The organism is Streptomyces rugosispiralis, from assembly GCF_024505145.1.
In the GTDB taxonomy this organism is placed as follows: Bacteria; Actinomycetota; Actinomycetes; order Streptomycetales; family Streptomycetaceae; genus Streptomyces; species Streptomyces rugosispiralis.
On sequence record NZ_JANIAA010000008.1, the window covers coordinates 151,351 to 165,157 of the forward strand.

14 protein-coding genes and 2 tRNA genes are annotated in these 13,807 nt (G+C 70.7%); 1 reads left to right on the plus strand and 15 read right to left on the minus strand.

What is annotated here, in order from left to right:
- Window positions 1-70: 70 nt before the first annotated feature.
- The 13 genes from NP777_RS15910 to NP777_RS15970 form a co-directional block, all read right to left on the minus strand.
- Entirely contained in the window at window positions 71-916 is an 846-nt protein-coding gene (locus tag NP777_RS15910) for a DegV family protein (protein ID WP_020871369.1), read from the minus strand.
- 203 nt (window positions 917-1,119) lie between these two features.
- Window positions 1,120-1,905, minus strand: coding sequence for a hypothetical protein (locus tag NP777_RS15915; protein ID WP_256650798.1), 786 nt, complete (start codon window positions 1,903-1,905; stop codon window positions 1,120-1,122).
- Between the two features lie 118 nt (window positions 1,906-2,023).
- Window positions 2,024-4,900: a leucine--tRNA ligase gene (gene leuS, locus NP777_RS15920; protein WP_256650799.1), complete on the minus strand. Its 2,877-nt coding sequence runs from the start codon at window positions 4,898-4,900 to the stop codon at window positions 2,024-2,026.
- A 278-nt stretch (window positions 4,901-5,178) separates the two neighbouring features.
- Window positions 5,179-5,251 (minus strand) — tRNA-Ala (locus NP777_RS15925).
- A 101-nt stretch (window positions 5,252-5,352) separates the two neighbouring features.
- A complete protein-coding gene (locus NP777_RS15930) occupies window positions 5,353-5,586 on the minus strand; it encodes a hypothetical protein (RefSeq protein ID WP_037945988.1) in 234 nt (77 codons plus the stop codon).
- A 242-nt stretch (window positions 5,587-5,828) separates the two neighbouring features.
- A complete protein-coding gene (locus NP777_RS15935) occupies window positions 5,829-6,071 on the minus strand; it encodes a hypothetical protein (protein ID WP_256650800.1) in 243 nt (80 codons plus the stop codon).
- Window positions 6,072-6,230: 159 nt separating this feature from the next.
- Window positions 6,231-6,303 (minus strand) — tRNA-Ala (locus NP777_RS15940).
- A 73-nt stretch (window positions 6,304-6,376) separates the two neighbouring features.
- Window positions 6,377-7,030, minus strand: a complete 654-nt coding sequence (locus tag NP777_RS15945) for a histidine phosphatase family protein (protein WP_256650909.1) — start codon at window positions 7,028-7,030, stop codon at window positions 6,377-6,379.
- A complete protein-coding gene (gene rsfS / locus NP777_RS15950) occupies window positions 7,027-7,467 on the minus strand; it encodes a ribosome silencing factor (protein WP_256650801.1) in 441 nt (146 codons plus the stop codon). Before rsfS ends, NP777_RS15945 begins: the two co-directional genes overlap by 4 nt.
- Before the next feature lie 121 nt (window positions 7,468-7,588).
- Complete coding sequence (locus NP777_RS15955) at window positions 7,589-9,433, minus strand: LCP family protein (protein ID WP_256650802.1); 1,845 nt, start codon at window positions 9,431-9,433, stop codon at window positions 7,589-7,591.
- Window positions 9,434-9,443: 10 nt separating this feature from the next.
- Window positions 9,444-10,055: a nicotinate-nucleotide adenylyltransferase gene (gene nadD, locus NP777_RS15960; RefSeq protein ID WP_060944022.1), complete on the minus strand. Its 612-nt coding sequence runs from the start codon at window positions 10,053-10,055 to the stop codon at window positions 9,444-9,446.
- A 59-nt stretch (window positions 10,056-10,114) separates the two neighbouring features.
- Entirely contained in the window at window positions 10,115-10,282 is a 168-nt protein-coding gene (locus tag NP777_RS15965; RefSeq protein WP_046086605.1) for a hypothetical protein, read from the minus strand.
- Between the two features lie 127 nt (window positions 10,283-10,409).
- A complete protein-coding gene (locus NP777_RS15970; RefSeq protein WP_256650919.1) occupies window positions 10,410-10,562 on the minus strand; it encodes a hypothetical protein in 153 nt (50 codons plus the stop codon).
- A 103-nt stretch (window positions 10,563-10,665) separates the two neighbouring features.
- Here NP777_RS15970 and NP777_RS15975 point away from each other — a divergent pair, with 103 nt between their 5' ends.
- A complete protein-coding gene (locus NP777_RS15975) occupies window positions 10,666-11,940 on the plus strand; it encodes a M48 family metallopeptidase (protein ID WP_256650803.1) in 1,275 nt (424 codons plus the stop codon).
- A 40-nt stretch (window positions 11,941-11,980) separates the two neighbouring features.
- On the opposite strand, the gene NP777_RS15980 is transcribed toward NP777_RS15975, so the two are convergent.
- On the minus strand, window positions 11,981-13,063 hold the full coding sequence (locus NP777_RS15980) for an SCO2583 family membrane protein (protein WP_256650804.1): 1,083 nt from the start codon (window positions 13,061-13,063) through the stop codon (window positions 11,981-11,983).
- Between the two features lie 116 nt (window positions 13,064-13,179).
- Window positions 13,180-13,806, minus strand: coding sequence for an SCO2584 family spore wall biosynthesis protein (locus tag NP777_RS15985; RefSeq protein ID WP_256650805.1), 627 nt, complete (start codon window positions 13,804-13,806; stop codon window positions 13,180-13,182).
- Window position 13,807: the final 1 nt, after the last annotated feature.

A 13,807-nucleotide genomic window follows, 5' to 3' on the forward strand; every position in this document is an offset into this window, starting at 1 on the left:
TCCGGGGATAACTCCCGTGTTGTGGACAACTCCGTCACCCCGCCGGGTGAAGAGCCTCCCCCACCCTCCGCTACCGCGGAGAGACCACCGCCCCCAGCAGCCCCGGCCCGGTGTGCGCCCCGATCACCGCGCCCACCTCGCTCACATACAGCTCCGCCAGCCCCGGCACCCGCTCCCGCAGCCGTTCCGCGAGCGCCGCCGCCCGTTCGCCCGCCGCCAGGTGCTGCACCGCGATGTCCACCGGGCTCCGGCCGGCCCGCTCCACCACGATCTCCTCGAGCCGGGCGATGGCCTTCGAAGCGGTGCGGACCTTCTCCCGCAGCTCGATCCGCCCCTCGTCGAGCTGGAGCAGCGGTTTGACCGCGAGTGCCGAGCCGAGCAGGGCCTGGGCCGCGCCGATGCGGCCGCCGCGCCGCAGATAGTCGAGGGTGTCGACGTAGAAGTAGGCGGCCGTGCCGTCGGCCCGCTTCTCCGCCGCAGCCACGGCCTCGTCCAGCGTGCCGCCGCCCTCCGCCGTCTCGGCCGCCGCCAGCGCGCAGAAGCCGAGCGCCATCGCGACCATTCCGCTGTCCACCACCCGCACCGGAACGGGCGCGTCCTGCGCCGCGAGCACCGCCGCGTCGTAGGTGCCGGAGAACTCGGCCGACAGATGCAGGGAGACGATGCCCGTCGCGCCCTCCTCGGCGGCGGCCCGGTAGGCGGCCGCGAACATCTCCGGGCTGGGCCGGGACGTCGTCACCGGCTTCCGCTTCTGCAGCGCCTGAGCGAGGGACCGGGCCGAGATCTCGGTGCCCTCCTCAAGGGCCCGGTCTCCGAGCACCACCGTCAGCGGCACGGCGGTGATGCGGTGCCGCTCCATCGCATCCTGCGGCAAGTACGCCGTGGAATCGGTCACGATCGCGACATGGCGGGACATGACTGGGAGGTTATCGGGGGATGGCGCCTGCCGACAGCGCGACCCCTCCGGATGATCAATTGCCTTGCCGATCATGCCCTGTTCAGACGTGACTCAGATCCTGTTCTCAGACCGGATTCGTTACGGGATTACGGGATTACGGGATTGCGGGGTTACGGGCTTCCGGGTTCCCGGAGTTCCGGGGTTCCGGGGTTCCCGGGGCGTCAGGCCGTGTTCTCGGGACGTGGGGACTGCTGCCAGGGCTTCTTCTGCCACGGCTGGGGCTCCGTATTCCCCCTCGCCCCGAGCGGCGGCCGGGGCGGCTCCGGCGCCTGCCCCGCCCCGGACCCCGATCGCGTCCCCGCCCCGGACCCCGATCGCGACCCTGCCCCAGGTCCAGGTCGTGAACCCGCCTCCGGCCCAGGTCGTGAACCCGCCTCGGGCGCCGCCGACGGCTCGTCCGGCTCCACCGCCGTCCAGTGCCGCAGCGCCCCCGCCTCCATCTCGATCTCGCGCCCCAGCGAGTCCAGATCGTCATGCGCGAACCGATGCGACCGCTCCTGCACCGCCCAGCGCAGCGAGTCGGCCGAGTGGGTGATCCGCTGCGTACGCTCCCGCATCTCGGGCAGCAGGGCGGCGAGCCGGGACCTGTCGGGCTCCTGCTCCAGCCGCTTCAGATCCGCTTCCAGGTCCAGCGCATGGCCACTCAGCCGCTGGAACAGGCCCAACGACTCCGACAGGGACCGGTCTTGCGGGGCGGCCGCCTGCAGCGCCTGCCCGGTGGCGCGCATCGAGCCGCGCAGGGAGAGCCGCAGCTGGGCGAGCTCACCGGCCGCGCCGGGCTGCGCGAGCTGCCGGGCCCGGAGTCTGGTCTCCTCCACCGTGACGCGGGCCTGGTGCACCGTACGGTCGATACCGCGCTTGGCCGCCCTGACCCCACGGACGACCCCATAGACCCCGGCCAGCATGATCAGGACGAAAAGCGTCAACAGGATCCAGATGGCTTCCATGTGCGCTCCTTGGGGCGGCGGTCACGGCACGGTGGCGGTCGTCCTCTCAGCGTAAACGCGCCGGGCGGGTCAGAGGTTCCTGACGAACCCCCAACCCGCCCGCGGGTGGAAAAGCCGATCAGGCCGGAACGATGTTCACCAGCTTCGGCGCTCGCACGATGACCTTACGGATGCCGGCGCCGTTCAGCGCCGCCACGACCGCCGGGTCGCCCAGGGCCAGCGCCTCCAGCTCCTCGTCGGAGACCGAGGGCGCGACCTCCAGCCGGGCCTTGACCTTGCCCTTGACCTGCACCACACAGGTGACGGTCTCGTCCACGACGTACTCCGGATCGGCGACCGGGAAGGGCTCGTGGACGACCGACCCGGAGTGGCCCAGCCTGCGCCACAGCTCCTCCGCGACATGCGGGGCCAGCGGCGAGATCAGCAGCACCAGCCCCTCGGCCACCGGGCGGGGCACCTCGCGCACCTTGGTGACGTGGTTGTTCAGCTCGGTGATCTTGGCGATGGCGGTGTTGAAGCGCAGGCCCTCCATGTCCTGCCGGACGCCGTCGATCGCCTTGTGCAGGGCGCGCAGCGTCGCCTCGTCCGGCTCGGTGTCGACGACGGTGACCTCTCCGGTGCCCTCGTCGACGACATTGCGCCACAGCCGCTGCAGCAGCCGGTACTGGCCGACGACCGCCCGGGTGTCCCAGGGCCGCGAGACGTCCAGCGGACCCATGGCCATCTCGTACAGCCGCAGCGTGTCGGCCCCGTACTCGGCGCAGATCTCGTCCGGCGTGACGGCGTTCTTCAGGGACTTGCCCATCTTGCCCAGCAGCCGGGAGACCTTCTCGCCGTTGTACCAGTAGGCGCCGTCCCGCTCCTCGACCTCGGCGGCCGGGACGGCGATACCGCGGCTGTCCCGGTAGACATACGCCTGGATCATGCCCTGGTTGTACAGCTTGTGGAACGGCTCGACCGAGGAGACATGGCCCAGGTCGAACAGCACCTTGGACCAGAACCGGGCGTACAGCAGATGCAGCACCGCGTGCTCGGCGCCGCCCACGTACAGGTCGACACCGCCGTGCGGCTGCCCCTCGCGCGGCCCCATCCAGTAGCGCTCGGTCCCGGGGTCGACCAGCCGCTCGCTGTTGTGCGGGTCCAGGTAGCGCAGCTCGTACCAGCAGGAGCCGGCCCAGTTGGGCATGGTGTTGGTCTCGCGGCGGAACGGCCGCGGCCCGCGTCCGTCGCCCAGGTCCAGCACCACGTTGACCCACTCCTCGTTCCGGGACAGCGGGGTCTCCGGGGAGGTGTCGGAGTCGTCCGGGTCGAAGGTGCGCGGCGAGTAGTCCTCGACCTCGGGCAGTTCCAGGGGCAGCATCGACTCGGGCAGGGAGTGGGCCACGCCCTCCTCGTCGTAGACGATCGGGAAGGGCTCGCCCCAGTAGCGCTGGCGGCTGAACAGCCAGTCGCGCAGCCGGTAGTTGACGGTGCCCTCGCCGATGGAGCGGGACTCCAGCCACTCGGTGATGCGCGCCTTGGCCTCGACGACGCCCAGCCCGTCCAGCGATACGGACTCCCCCGTCGAGTTGACGATCTTCGCGTCGTACGAGGCGAAGGCGTCGTCCCAGGTGGACGGGTCGGTGCCGCGATCGTCCGAGGGCTCGACGACGCAGCGCATGGGCAGCTCGAAGGCGCGGGCGAAGGCGAAGTCACGGCTGTCGTGGGCCGGGACGGCCATGATCGCGCCGGTGCCGTAGCCCATCAGGACGTAGTCGGCGATGAAGACCGGCACCCGGTCGCCACTGACCGGGTTGACGGCGTAGGCGCCGGTGAAGACGCCGGTCTTCTCCTTGACCTCGGCCTGCCGCTCGACGTCGGACTTGGCCGCGGCCTGCTTGCGGTAGGCGTCGACGGCCTGGGCCGGGGTGGTGTGGCCGCCGGTCCAGGCGTCGCGGGTGCCCTCGGGCCAGACGGCCGGAACGATCTCGTCCACCAGGCCGTGCTCGGGCGCCAGGACCATGTAGGTGGCGCCGAACAGGGTGTCCTGGCGGGTGGTGAAGATCGTGATCCTGGCTTCGGGGTGCTCGGCCACCGGGAAGTCGACCCGGGCGCCCTCGCTGCGGCCGATCCAGTTGCGCTGCTGCAGCTTGATGGCCTCGGGCCAGTCCAGCTCGTCCAGGTCGTCCAGCAGCCGGTCGGCGTAGGCGGTGATGCGCATGTTCCACTGGCGCAGCTTGGCCTTGAAGACCGGGAAGTTGCCGCGCTCGGAGCGGCCGTCCGCGGTGACCTCCTCGTTGGCCAGCACGGTGCCCAGGCCGGGGCACCAGTTGACGGGCGCGTCGGAGGCGTAGGCCAGGCGGTAGTCGCCCAGGATGTCGGCGCGCTCGGACTCGGTCAGCTCGGCCCAGGGGCGGCCGTCGGGGGTGGTGCGCTCACCGGAGGCGAACCGCTGGACCAGGGTCTCGATGGGGCGCGCCGTCCTCGCCTCCGGGTCGTACCAGGAGTTGAAGATCTGCAGGAAGATCCACTGGGTCCACTTGTAGTAGTCCGGGTCGATCGTCGCGAACGAGCGGCGCTTGTCGTGGCCCAGGCCCAGCCGGCGCAGCTGGCGCCGCATGTTCTCGATGTTGGCCTCGGTGCTGACCCGCGGGTGGGTGCCGGTCTGCACCGCGTACTGCTCGGCGGGCAGGCCGAAGGCGTCGAAACCCAGGGTGTGCAGGACGTTGTGGCCCGTCATGCGGTGGTAGCGGGCGAACACATCGGTGGCGATGTAGCCCAGCGGATGACCCACGTGCAGTCCCGCGCCCGAGGGGTACGGGAACATGTCCATGACGAACTTCTTGGGCCGGGCGACGGCCTCGGCGTCGCCGGCCAGGTCACCGCTCGGATTGGGCGCCTCATACGTGCCGTGCGCGTCCCAGAAGTCCTGCCAGCGGGCTTCGATATCGGCGGCCAAGGCGGCCGTGTAGCGGTGCGGCGCGGCCACCTCGGCCGCGGCGTTGGTCTCGCTCATGGTCCTCAAAGCTCCATCGGTCGTCTCTGCCTGCGGCAACGCAGCGGATCCCTGCTTCCGAAACAAAAAGACCCCTCGCACAGGAGGGGACGCCGCGCTGATGCCGACCGGAGCTGTACTCGGTCGGTACTGATCAGCGCGGCCCGCTAAGCAGAAGGCGTACGGCACGCATAAGGGCCAGGTTACCGCAGGGCGCAGACGGGCCGCACGGAGGTGGTGACCCTCCTCACGCGACGCGAAAGGCGGGCCGCCCTTACGGACGACCCGCCTCCTCGATGTGGAGCTAAGGAGAATTGAACTCCTGACCTCCTGCATGCCATGCAGGCGCTCTACCAACTGAGCTATAGCCCCAGGTCTCGCTCCGCCCGGCTTCCCCGGCGGCGACGCCTACATTACACGGATGCCCCGGCCTTCCGCCAAATCGATTGGCCGGTGACCGGAGCAGACCCCCGTTACGCCGTCGCGAACGAATAGAAACGCTTCAGCGTGCAGTGCTCGTCGAGGAGCCGGCCGTAGATCGGCTCCCCTTCGAGCTCACGGTAGGTCTCGATGGGATCGCCCCTGATGATCAGCGCCCGCGCGCACTCCGCACACCAGTACTGGTAATCGGGGTTGAGCGGCTCCATATCGCGGACGATCGGTGTGCCGGTGCCGCACCAGTCGCACTTCCGGCTGTGGGCTCCCATCTCACTCAGCTCCAGCTATGGCCGCAGGCCGTACACACGTAGGAAACACCGCCGTTGTCACCGAGGACCTGTGCCACGTGTCCGGAGCCGCAGGACGGGCACACGATGCCCGCTCGTGCCCTGCGGGACGGGTCCTCGATCGCATCGAGGATGCTGGTCCGCATCCCACCTGCCCTCCCCATCGGACGTGTCGGCCCCATCCCCCTCCGGCCGTCCGATTCTGCCACGGGACGACGCGCAGGTCAGCGGAGATGCCCCACTCGTCTCACCAGACTCATCAGCGCTCCGCACAGCGCGGCCCCGGCCAAGGCGACGCAGGTCACCCACAGGGCGTCCGCGGAGGCACCCGCACTGGGCACCGTATCGTCCGCCGCGCCCAGGAACACCGCCCCGAAGACCGCGACGCCGGTGAGCAGGCCGAGTTGAGCCGCCGTCACCAGCACCCCGGCGGCGTCCACCGCGTCCTGCCGCCTTACGGTCGCCAACCTCCGCGTGAGCAGGGGGTTGTAGGCGAACGAGAGCCCCGCGCCGACGGCCGTACTCCGTCCTGCGGGAGGAAAGAGCCACGGCAGAGACCCGGGTCGGAAGGGGCGCGGAAAGCAGCGATCCCGCCTCCCTGTGAGGGAGACGGGATCCTGGTCCTGTGGAGCTAAGGAGAATTGAACTCCTGACCTCCTGCATGCCATGCAGGCGCTCTACCAACTGAGCTATAGCCCCGCTTCTTCTCGGCGCCGGAACGCTTCGAACGAGAAGGAGCATAGCCGGTGACCTGCCGGAAAAGGAAATCCGCTCAGTCGTCGTCGCCGAGCACCGGCTCGGGCAGCGATCCGGCGTTGTGCTCCAGGAGCCGCCAGCCCCGCGCACCCTCGCCCAGGACGGACCAGCAGCAGTTGGACAGGCCGCCCAGCGCCTCCCAGGTCCGGGGCTCCAGGCCGAGCAGCCGGCCGATGGTGGTGCGGATCGTGCCGCCGTGGCTGACCACCACGAGCGTGCCGTCGTCCGGCAGCTTGTCGGCGCTCTCGAGCACCACCGGCGCCGCCCGGTCGGCGACCTCGGTCTCCAGCTCACCGCCGCCGCGCCGGATCGGCTCGCCGCGCTTCCACGCCGCGTACTCGTCGCCGAAGCGCTCGATGATCTCCTCGTGGGTCAGCCCCTGCCACTTGCCCGCGTAGGTCTCCCGCAGGCCCGCGTCATGCGTGACCGACAGGCCCGTGACGGTGGACAGCTCGGCAGCCGTGGCCGCCGCCCGCTTCAGGTCGGAGGCGATGATCGCGTCCGGCTTCAGGGCGGCCAGCAGCCGGGCCGCGCGGTGGGCCTGCGCGACGCCGGTGTCGGTCAGCTCGATGTCCAGGGAGCCCTGGAAACGGCGCTCTATGTTCCAGCCGGTCTGGCCGTGGCGCCACAGGACGATGCGGCGGCCACGGGCACCTTGGGTGCCGTTCAGCTCAGCTCACCGCCCACGCCGCCGTCCGCGGTCTGCGCCTGCGCGTACTCCTGCGCCTTGCCGCGGGTGGCCTCGGCGTCGGCCGGGAGCTCCAGCTGCGGGCAGTCCTTCCAGAGCCGCTCCAGGGCGTAGAACACCCGCTCCTCGCTGTGCTGGACGTGCACCACGATGTCCACGTAGTCCAGCAGCACCCAGCGGGCCTCGCGGTCGCCCTCGCGACGCACCGGCTTGGCGCCCAGGTCCTTGTTCAGCCGCTCCTCGATCTCGTCGACGATCGACTTGACCTGGCGGTCGTTGGGCGCCGAGGCCAGCAGGAAGGCGTCGGTGATGGAGAGCACATCGCTGACGTCGTACGCGATGATGTCGTGCGCGAGCTTGTCGGCGGCCGCCTGGGCGGCGGCGTTGATGAGCTCGAGGGAGCGGTCCGTGGCGGTCACAGGCAAGGCTTTCGGTCGGTGGTACCTCGAAGGTCTGGCTCCCCCCAGGGTCTCACGCCCCACCGTCACGCCGGGCGGCCGCAGTCCGGACCGGCTCGGCCCGGACCCCGGCCGGGCCGACTCAGCCCGTGGCGTCGTAGTCCGGGCCGAGGAGGACCGTGATGTCCGCGTTGGCCGCGCCCTTGCCCTTCCGTACCGCCGTCTCGGGCAGCCCGAGCGTCTTGGCGACCTCCTTGGCCTGGCCCGCCTGGGCGGCGTCCGCGTAGGTCACCCGCGAGGCCGGCTGCGTATCGCCGCCCTCAGTGGCCGTGACGACCGTAAAGCCGCCATTGACCAGCGCCACCCGCGCCGCGCTCGACGCGTCCTTGGGGCCTCCCGCGTTGGTCACGCTGACCCTGGGCGCGGTGCTCTTGTCGGAGTTCTTGACCGTGCCACCCAGGATGTCCTTGACCACGTGGTCGGTGGCCTGGTTGCTGAGCGTCCCGTCCGGCTGGACCGGCAGCATCGCGGTGTCGTACGCGCCGCTCTTGGCCTGCCCGGCCAGCTTGGCCAGCGACGCGCCCAGCTGCTGCTCGGACAGCGACGGGTCGGGGATCTGGGCCAGCGACTCCACGGTGCTGGTGGCGCCCTTCGCGTCGCTGGAGAGCTTCTTGAACGCCGCGTGCATGACCTGCCCGAACCGCGCGAGCTGCTTGGACTGGGCCTCGCCGGGCGCGCGGTAGGTGGCGTACGCCACGGCCGCCTGGCCGCTCACGATCTGATCCTTGCCCTGCTTGACCAGGGGGTCCTCGCCCTTCTTGGGGCTGGGGACGGTCGCGTCGGTGTCGAGGCTGATCCCGCCGACCAGCTCGACGAGGTTCTCCAGATAGGGCGTGTCCAGCCGCCAGGTGCCCTGGATCTTCGACCCGAGCAGGGTGCTCAGGGAGTCCCGGGTGGAGTCCGAACCCTCGTCGGTCACGGACTTGCCGAGCGTGGTGGAGGCGCCGTCCTCGGTGGAGACGGCCAGCGAGTTGGGCAGCAGGACGGTGGTGCCCTTCTTGGTGGTCTCGTTGTCCACCAGCAGGGCCGTGGAGGTGCGGCCGCCCTTGGTCTCGCGCAGATGGACGACGATCACATCGCGCTTCTGCGGACCGCCCGCGGCCGCCTGGTCCTGGTTGTCGGACAGCCCCGGGAGCTTGCCCGCGTACCAGAGGTAACCGACCCCGCCGGCCGCGGCGAGGACCAGGACCACGACGAGCGCGACGAGGCGGTTGCGGCCCTTACGGCGGCGTTCGTCACGGCGCTCGGAACGGGTCTCGGCGAACTTCAGCCAGTCGATGACGTCGTCGGATTCCTCGTCCTGCTCCTCGACGAAGGAGAACTGCTCGGTGTGGTACTCCTCCTGATCGGCGCTCCCGGGGCGCTTCCGCTCCGCGGACCGGGGCCCGGCGGAACGGGGCTCCTCGGGCGGAGGCGCCTCGGACCCGGGGCGCAGCTGCTCCGGGCTCAGCTCCTCGTAGGGGTTCGACTCGGGGCTGGGCTCCTCGCGCTGCGGGGGTACGGTCGGGGCGGCGGCCGCCGCCTGGGAGTAGCCGTAGCCGTAATCCTGCTGTGGCTGTTGTTGGTACTGCTGCTGTTGGTAGTGCTGCTGGTGTTGTTGTTGCTGTTGCTGTTGCTGTTGCTGTTGCTGTTGCTGAACGTAAGGGTCGTAGTTCTGCGTCTGGGTGTGCTGCTGCTGGGGCTGTTGGTGCTGCTGTTGCTGGTGATGTTGCGGCTGGCCGTAGGGGTCGTAGCCGTACCCGTCGTGCTGCTGCTGTTGTTGCTGCCCGTACTGCGCCTGCTGCTGCGCGTACGGGTCGTAACTCTGCTGCTGTTCCGTCTGCGGCTGGTAAACCGGACGCCCATAGGCGTCATAGCCGTAGATCTGCGGCTCCTGGCCATACGGGTCCTGTGCGTACGGGTCGTACGGATCCTGCCGGTCGTTCACCGGTACCCCTTCAGCAGTCGTGCCGGTACAGCTCGCGCTTGTCGATGTAGCGCACCACGCCGTCCGGCACCAGGTACCAGACGGGGTCGCCATGAGCGACCCTCGCCCGGCAGTCCGATGACGAGATCGCCAGAGCCGGGACCTCCACCAGCGACACCCCGCCCTCCGGCAGCCCCGGGTCGGCCAGTATGTGCCCGGGTCTGGTCACCCCGATGAAGTGGGCCAGCGAGAAGAGCTCTTCGGCGTCGCGCCAGGTGAGGATCTGGGCGAGTGCGTCGGCCCCGGTGATGAAGAACAGATCGGCGTCACCATTGAGCGCACGCAGTTCCCGGAGCGTGTCGGTGGTGTAGGTGGGCCCGCCGCGGTCGATGTCGATGCGGCTGACCGAGAATTGCGGGTTCGAGGCGGTCGCGATGACCGTCATCAGATAGCGGTCCTCGGCCGGGGAGACCTTCTTGTGACTCTTCTGCCAGGGCTGCCCGGTCGGCACGAACACCACCTCGTCGAGGTGGAACTGCGAGGCCACCTCGCTCGCCGCGACCAGGTGGCCGTGGTGGATCGGGTCGAACGTCCCGCCCATCACACCCAGTCGCCGCTTGCCGGACCCTTTCTGCTCTTCCATGCGTGCAGACCCTACTGGGCCCGGCCCGGAGCCGGGGCCCATAGGGGCAATCGCCCAGGTCAGCGGTCCCGATTGAAGCGCGTGGTGATCCACAGCAGCAGGAAGAGGATCACCAGGGCCGCACCGCCGGTCATGAAGGGGCTGATGCTCGAGTGGGTGTCGGTGTGCTCACCGCCCTCGGACGCGAGCGTGGTCAGGGCGGCATGTGCGGTGCTGAAAGCGGTCATCGCGGCAGTACCTATCCGGGTCTAGGCGTCACAACACGTCGGCCACATCGTATGCGAGGCGGTTTTCGCTCCCGATGTCCGTCCTGCCGGTGGCGGCCCCGCCCGTCTCAGTACTGCTCGTATCCGCTCAGTCCTGCTTGTAACCGCGCAGCAGGAACCAGGCGAGCAGGGCGGCGCCCACCACGCCGACCACGATGACGGTGCGCAGCAGCGCTCCGGGGCCGTCGTTGCTGTGGGAGGTGGCGGCGAGGGCTTCGGCGAGGCCAGTCATTTCGGGCATGTCTCCACGCTAACCCCCAGGCGCTCAGGGCCTAGGCTGGGGGCCGCCGGACGAGGGCCCGGACCGGGCGCCCCGGCGAGCGGGCCATCAACGAGGGGGCGATATGAGCGACAGCCACGAGACCGGTGGTGGAAACGGGACGGGAGACGCCCGGGAGCACGTGCCCAGCCGGGAGCGGCGGCGGTTCCCCGGGATCTCCTCACGGGCGTACGAACATCCGGCGGACCGCTCCGCGCTGGTCGCGCTGCGCAAGCTGACCGGCTTCGACACCGTCTTCAAGGCGATGAGCGGTCTGCTGCCCGAGCGGAGCCTGCGGCTGCTCTACCTCTCCGACTCGGTGCGGGTCAGCGAGCGGCAGTTCGCCCACCTCCACGACATGCTGCGGGACGCCTGCTACATCCTGGACCTGGAGCGGGTCCCGGCCATGTACGTCACCCAGAACCCGCAGCCGACCGCGATGTGCATCGGCATGGACGCGCCGATCATCGTGATCTCCACCGGTCTGGTCGAGCTGCTCGACGAGGAGGAGATGCGGGCGGTCGTCGGCCATGAGGTGGGCCATGCGCTGTCGGGGCACTCGGTCTACCGGACGATACTGCTCTTCCTCACCAGCCTCGCCATGAAGGTCGCCTGGATCCCGCTCGGCAATGTGGCGGTGCTGGCGCTGGTCACGGCGCTGCGGGAGTGGTTCCGGAAGTCGGAGCTGTCGGCGGACCGGGCGGGGCTGCTGGTCGGGCAGGATCTGCGGGCCTCGATGCGCGGGCTGATGAAGCTCGCGGGCGGCCATCACCTCCATGAGATGAACGTGGACGCCTTTCTGGAGCAGGCGGAGGAGTACGAGTCGAGCGGCGATCTGCGGGACTCCGTCCTCAAGATCATGAACATGCTGCCGCGCAGCCATCCGTTCACCACCGTGCGCGCCGCCGAGCTCAAGAAGTGGGCCGCGACCCGCGACTACCAGCGGCTCATGGACGGCCACTACCCGCGTCGCGACGAGGACAGGGACACCTCGGTCAGCGACTCGTTCCGGGAGTCCGCGAGCCACTACGCGGAGTCGGTCCGCAACAGCAAGGACCCGCTGTTCGCCTTCGTCAGGGACGTGGCGGGCGGCGCCGGGGACCTGGGCAGCAAGCTGCGCGACCGGTTCACGGGTGGCGCGGGCAAGCACGGTGAGACCGCCGAGGAGGGCACGCCGCCCGGGGAGGCGCCCCGGGACGAGCCCGAGGGCGGGGCTCAGGGCGGGCCTCACGGGGCTCAGGGCGGGGCTCACGGGACTCAGGACGGGACTCGGGACGCGGGTGAGGGCCAGCGCCCCGGAGACGGGCCGGAGGAGCGGCCGGGGAACGACGGGCCCGGGGACACCCCGCCGCGGCGCTGAGACGGCCACTGACGGCCACTGACGGCCCCTGACGGCCCTCTCAGGACCGCCCGTCGACGGCGGGCTGGGTCCCGGGGGCCAGGACGCCGCACAGCGACACCGCGGTCCGTCCCGTGGTGTACGGGTCGGTGCCCGTCGGGGCGTCGCCCTTGGCGCTCTGGCCCGCGAGCATCGGCCGCAGATAGCCGGAGGCGTTCGCGGCGCAGGCCTGCGGGCCCGCCAGCACGGTGCTCTGCACCAGCTCGAGATGGTGGTCGCGCAGATCGTCCCGGTCGAAGCGGAACCGCGTCTCACGGCGCACGGTGAACAGCGAGGCATGGTCCGGTCCGCGCTCATGGGCCGGCTGGAGCGCGTAGACGAAGACGTGGTCGGCGGCGATCTCCAGGGTCGCGGCGCTGCGCTCGATGACCGTAAGGGTGCCGCGGACCCGCACCGGGGTGTCGGACAGGGTCACCTCGGCCGGGTTGAAGCGGGTCAGCCAGCCGGTGGCCGCATGCCGTCCGTCGTCGACCGGGTGTTGGAAGCTCTGGTCGAACTGGGTCTGCTGGGCCGGGTCCAGCAGCAGCCTTACGGCCTGCACCGGGCCACCGGTGAGCACGCCCGGGTCGAGGGCGGACCTGACCAGGTAGTCCTTGGCGGTGGTGAGCGCCGTCATCACCTGGCTCTCGGAGAAGCTCTGGGTACGGCGGGCGCCGGGCACGGTGACCCCTTCGGCGCCGGTGCGGAACTCGGCGGCCGGGCTGTTGCGGAACAGCCGGTCCGGCGGCCCTCCGGGCACCTCACCGCGCGGCGCGAGCGGCACCACGCTGCTGTGCAGCGGCTCCACGGTCTGCGGCTGCGGCGTCCGGTACGGATGGCGCACCCCCATGTAGACGGCCGCTGCGAAGGCGACGGCGATCAGCAGGATGAGCGCGATGGCCTGGCGGGACGCCCCGGCCCTGGCCCAGGCGTGCCGACTGCGCACCGCCCGTGCGTGCTCGCCCATGCGTTCGTCGGCGGAGAACTCCTGGAGCCGGGCAGCACGGACGAACGACTCGTCGAACACGACGGAGCGGTACTCGTCCTCACCACCTCCCGGGACGTCCTCGGGTGTCCCCTCGGGAGGGTCTCCACGCCCGGCCATACCTCAAGAGTAGGTCGCCAGGGGCGACGGTAAACGCGGTGGTACTCCACAACTTGGGAGGCGAGTGCGGAGGAAACGCCCCATAGGCCGCGACGTGCTGGCGAGGTGCGAGGACGTCACCGCGACGGCGGTACGGCGGGGGCGGTCGAGCCCTTGGCCCCGGTCGGCTCCGGGGCCGACTCCGTCCCCGAGGGCTCCAGGCGCGGCTGCCCCGCGGGCGAGCCGTCGACACCGCTGGTGGCGGGCGGCGGGGCGGGGTCCTGGCGGTTGCCCGAGGCGCCCCGGTAGACCGCCGTGAAGGCCAGGGCGACCACCCCGATGCCCATCAGGATGGCCAGCAGCCAGGCCACCGGTCGGTGCCAGCGGGCATGGCCGCGGTAAGGGCGCCCCGCGCTGCCGTAACGCCCATAAGGGCCGTAGGCGTCGTCCCCGTCCCGTTCGGCGCCGAAGCGCCCCTCGGGGTCGTCCGCGCCGTAGAAGTCGGCCTCCGCGCCGTACCCGTCCTCGAAGAGCTCGTCCTCGGGCGGGACACCGGCCCTGCGGCGGCGGGACGCCTCGGCCTCGGCGCGGGCCTCGGCGGCGGCCAGCATCCGCTCGATGGCGGTGGGCTCATGGATCGGGGCCGACCGTACGAAGTCCTCGTCGAATACCACGGCGGCGAACTCGTCGTTCGTCTCGCCGTGGCTGCGGTCGTCGGGCTCGTCGCCGTCCGGGAACGGCTTGCCCCCCACGTCGTCCGGCACC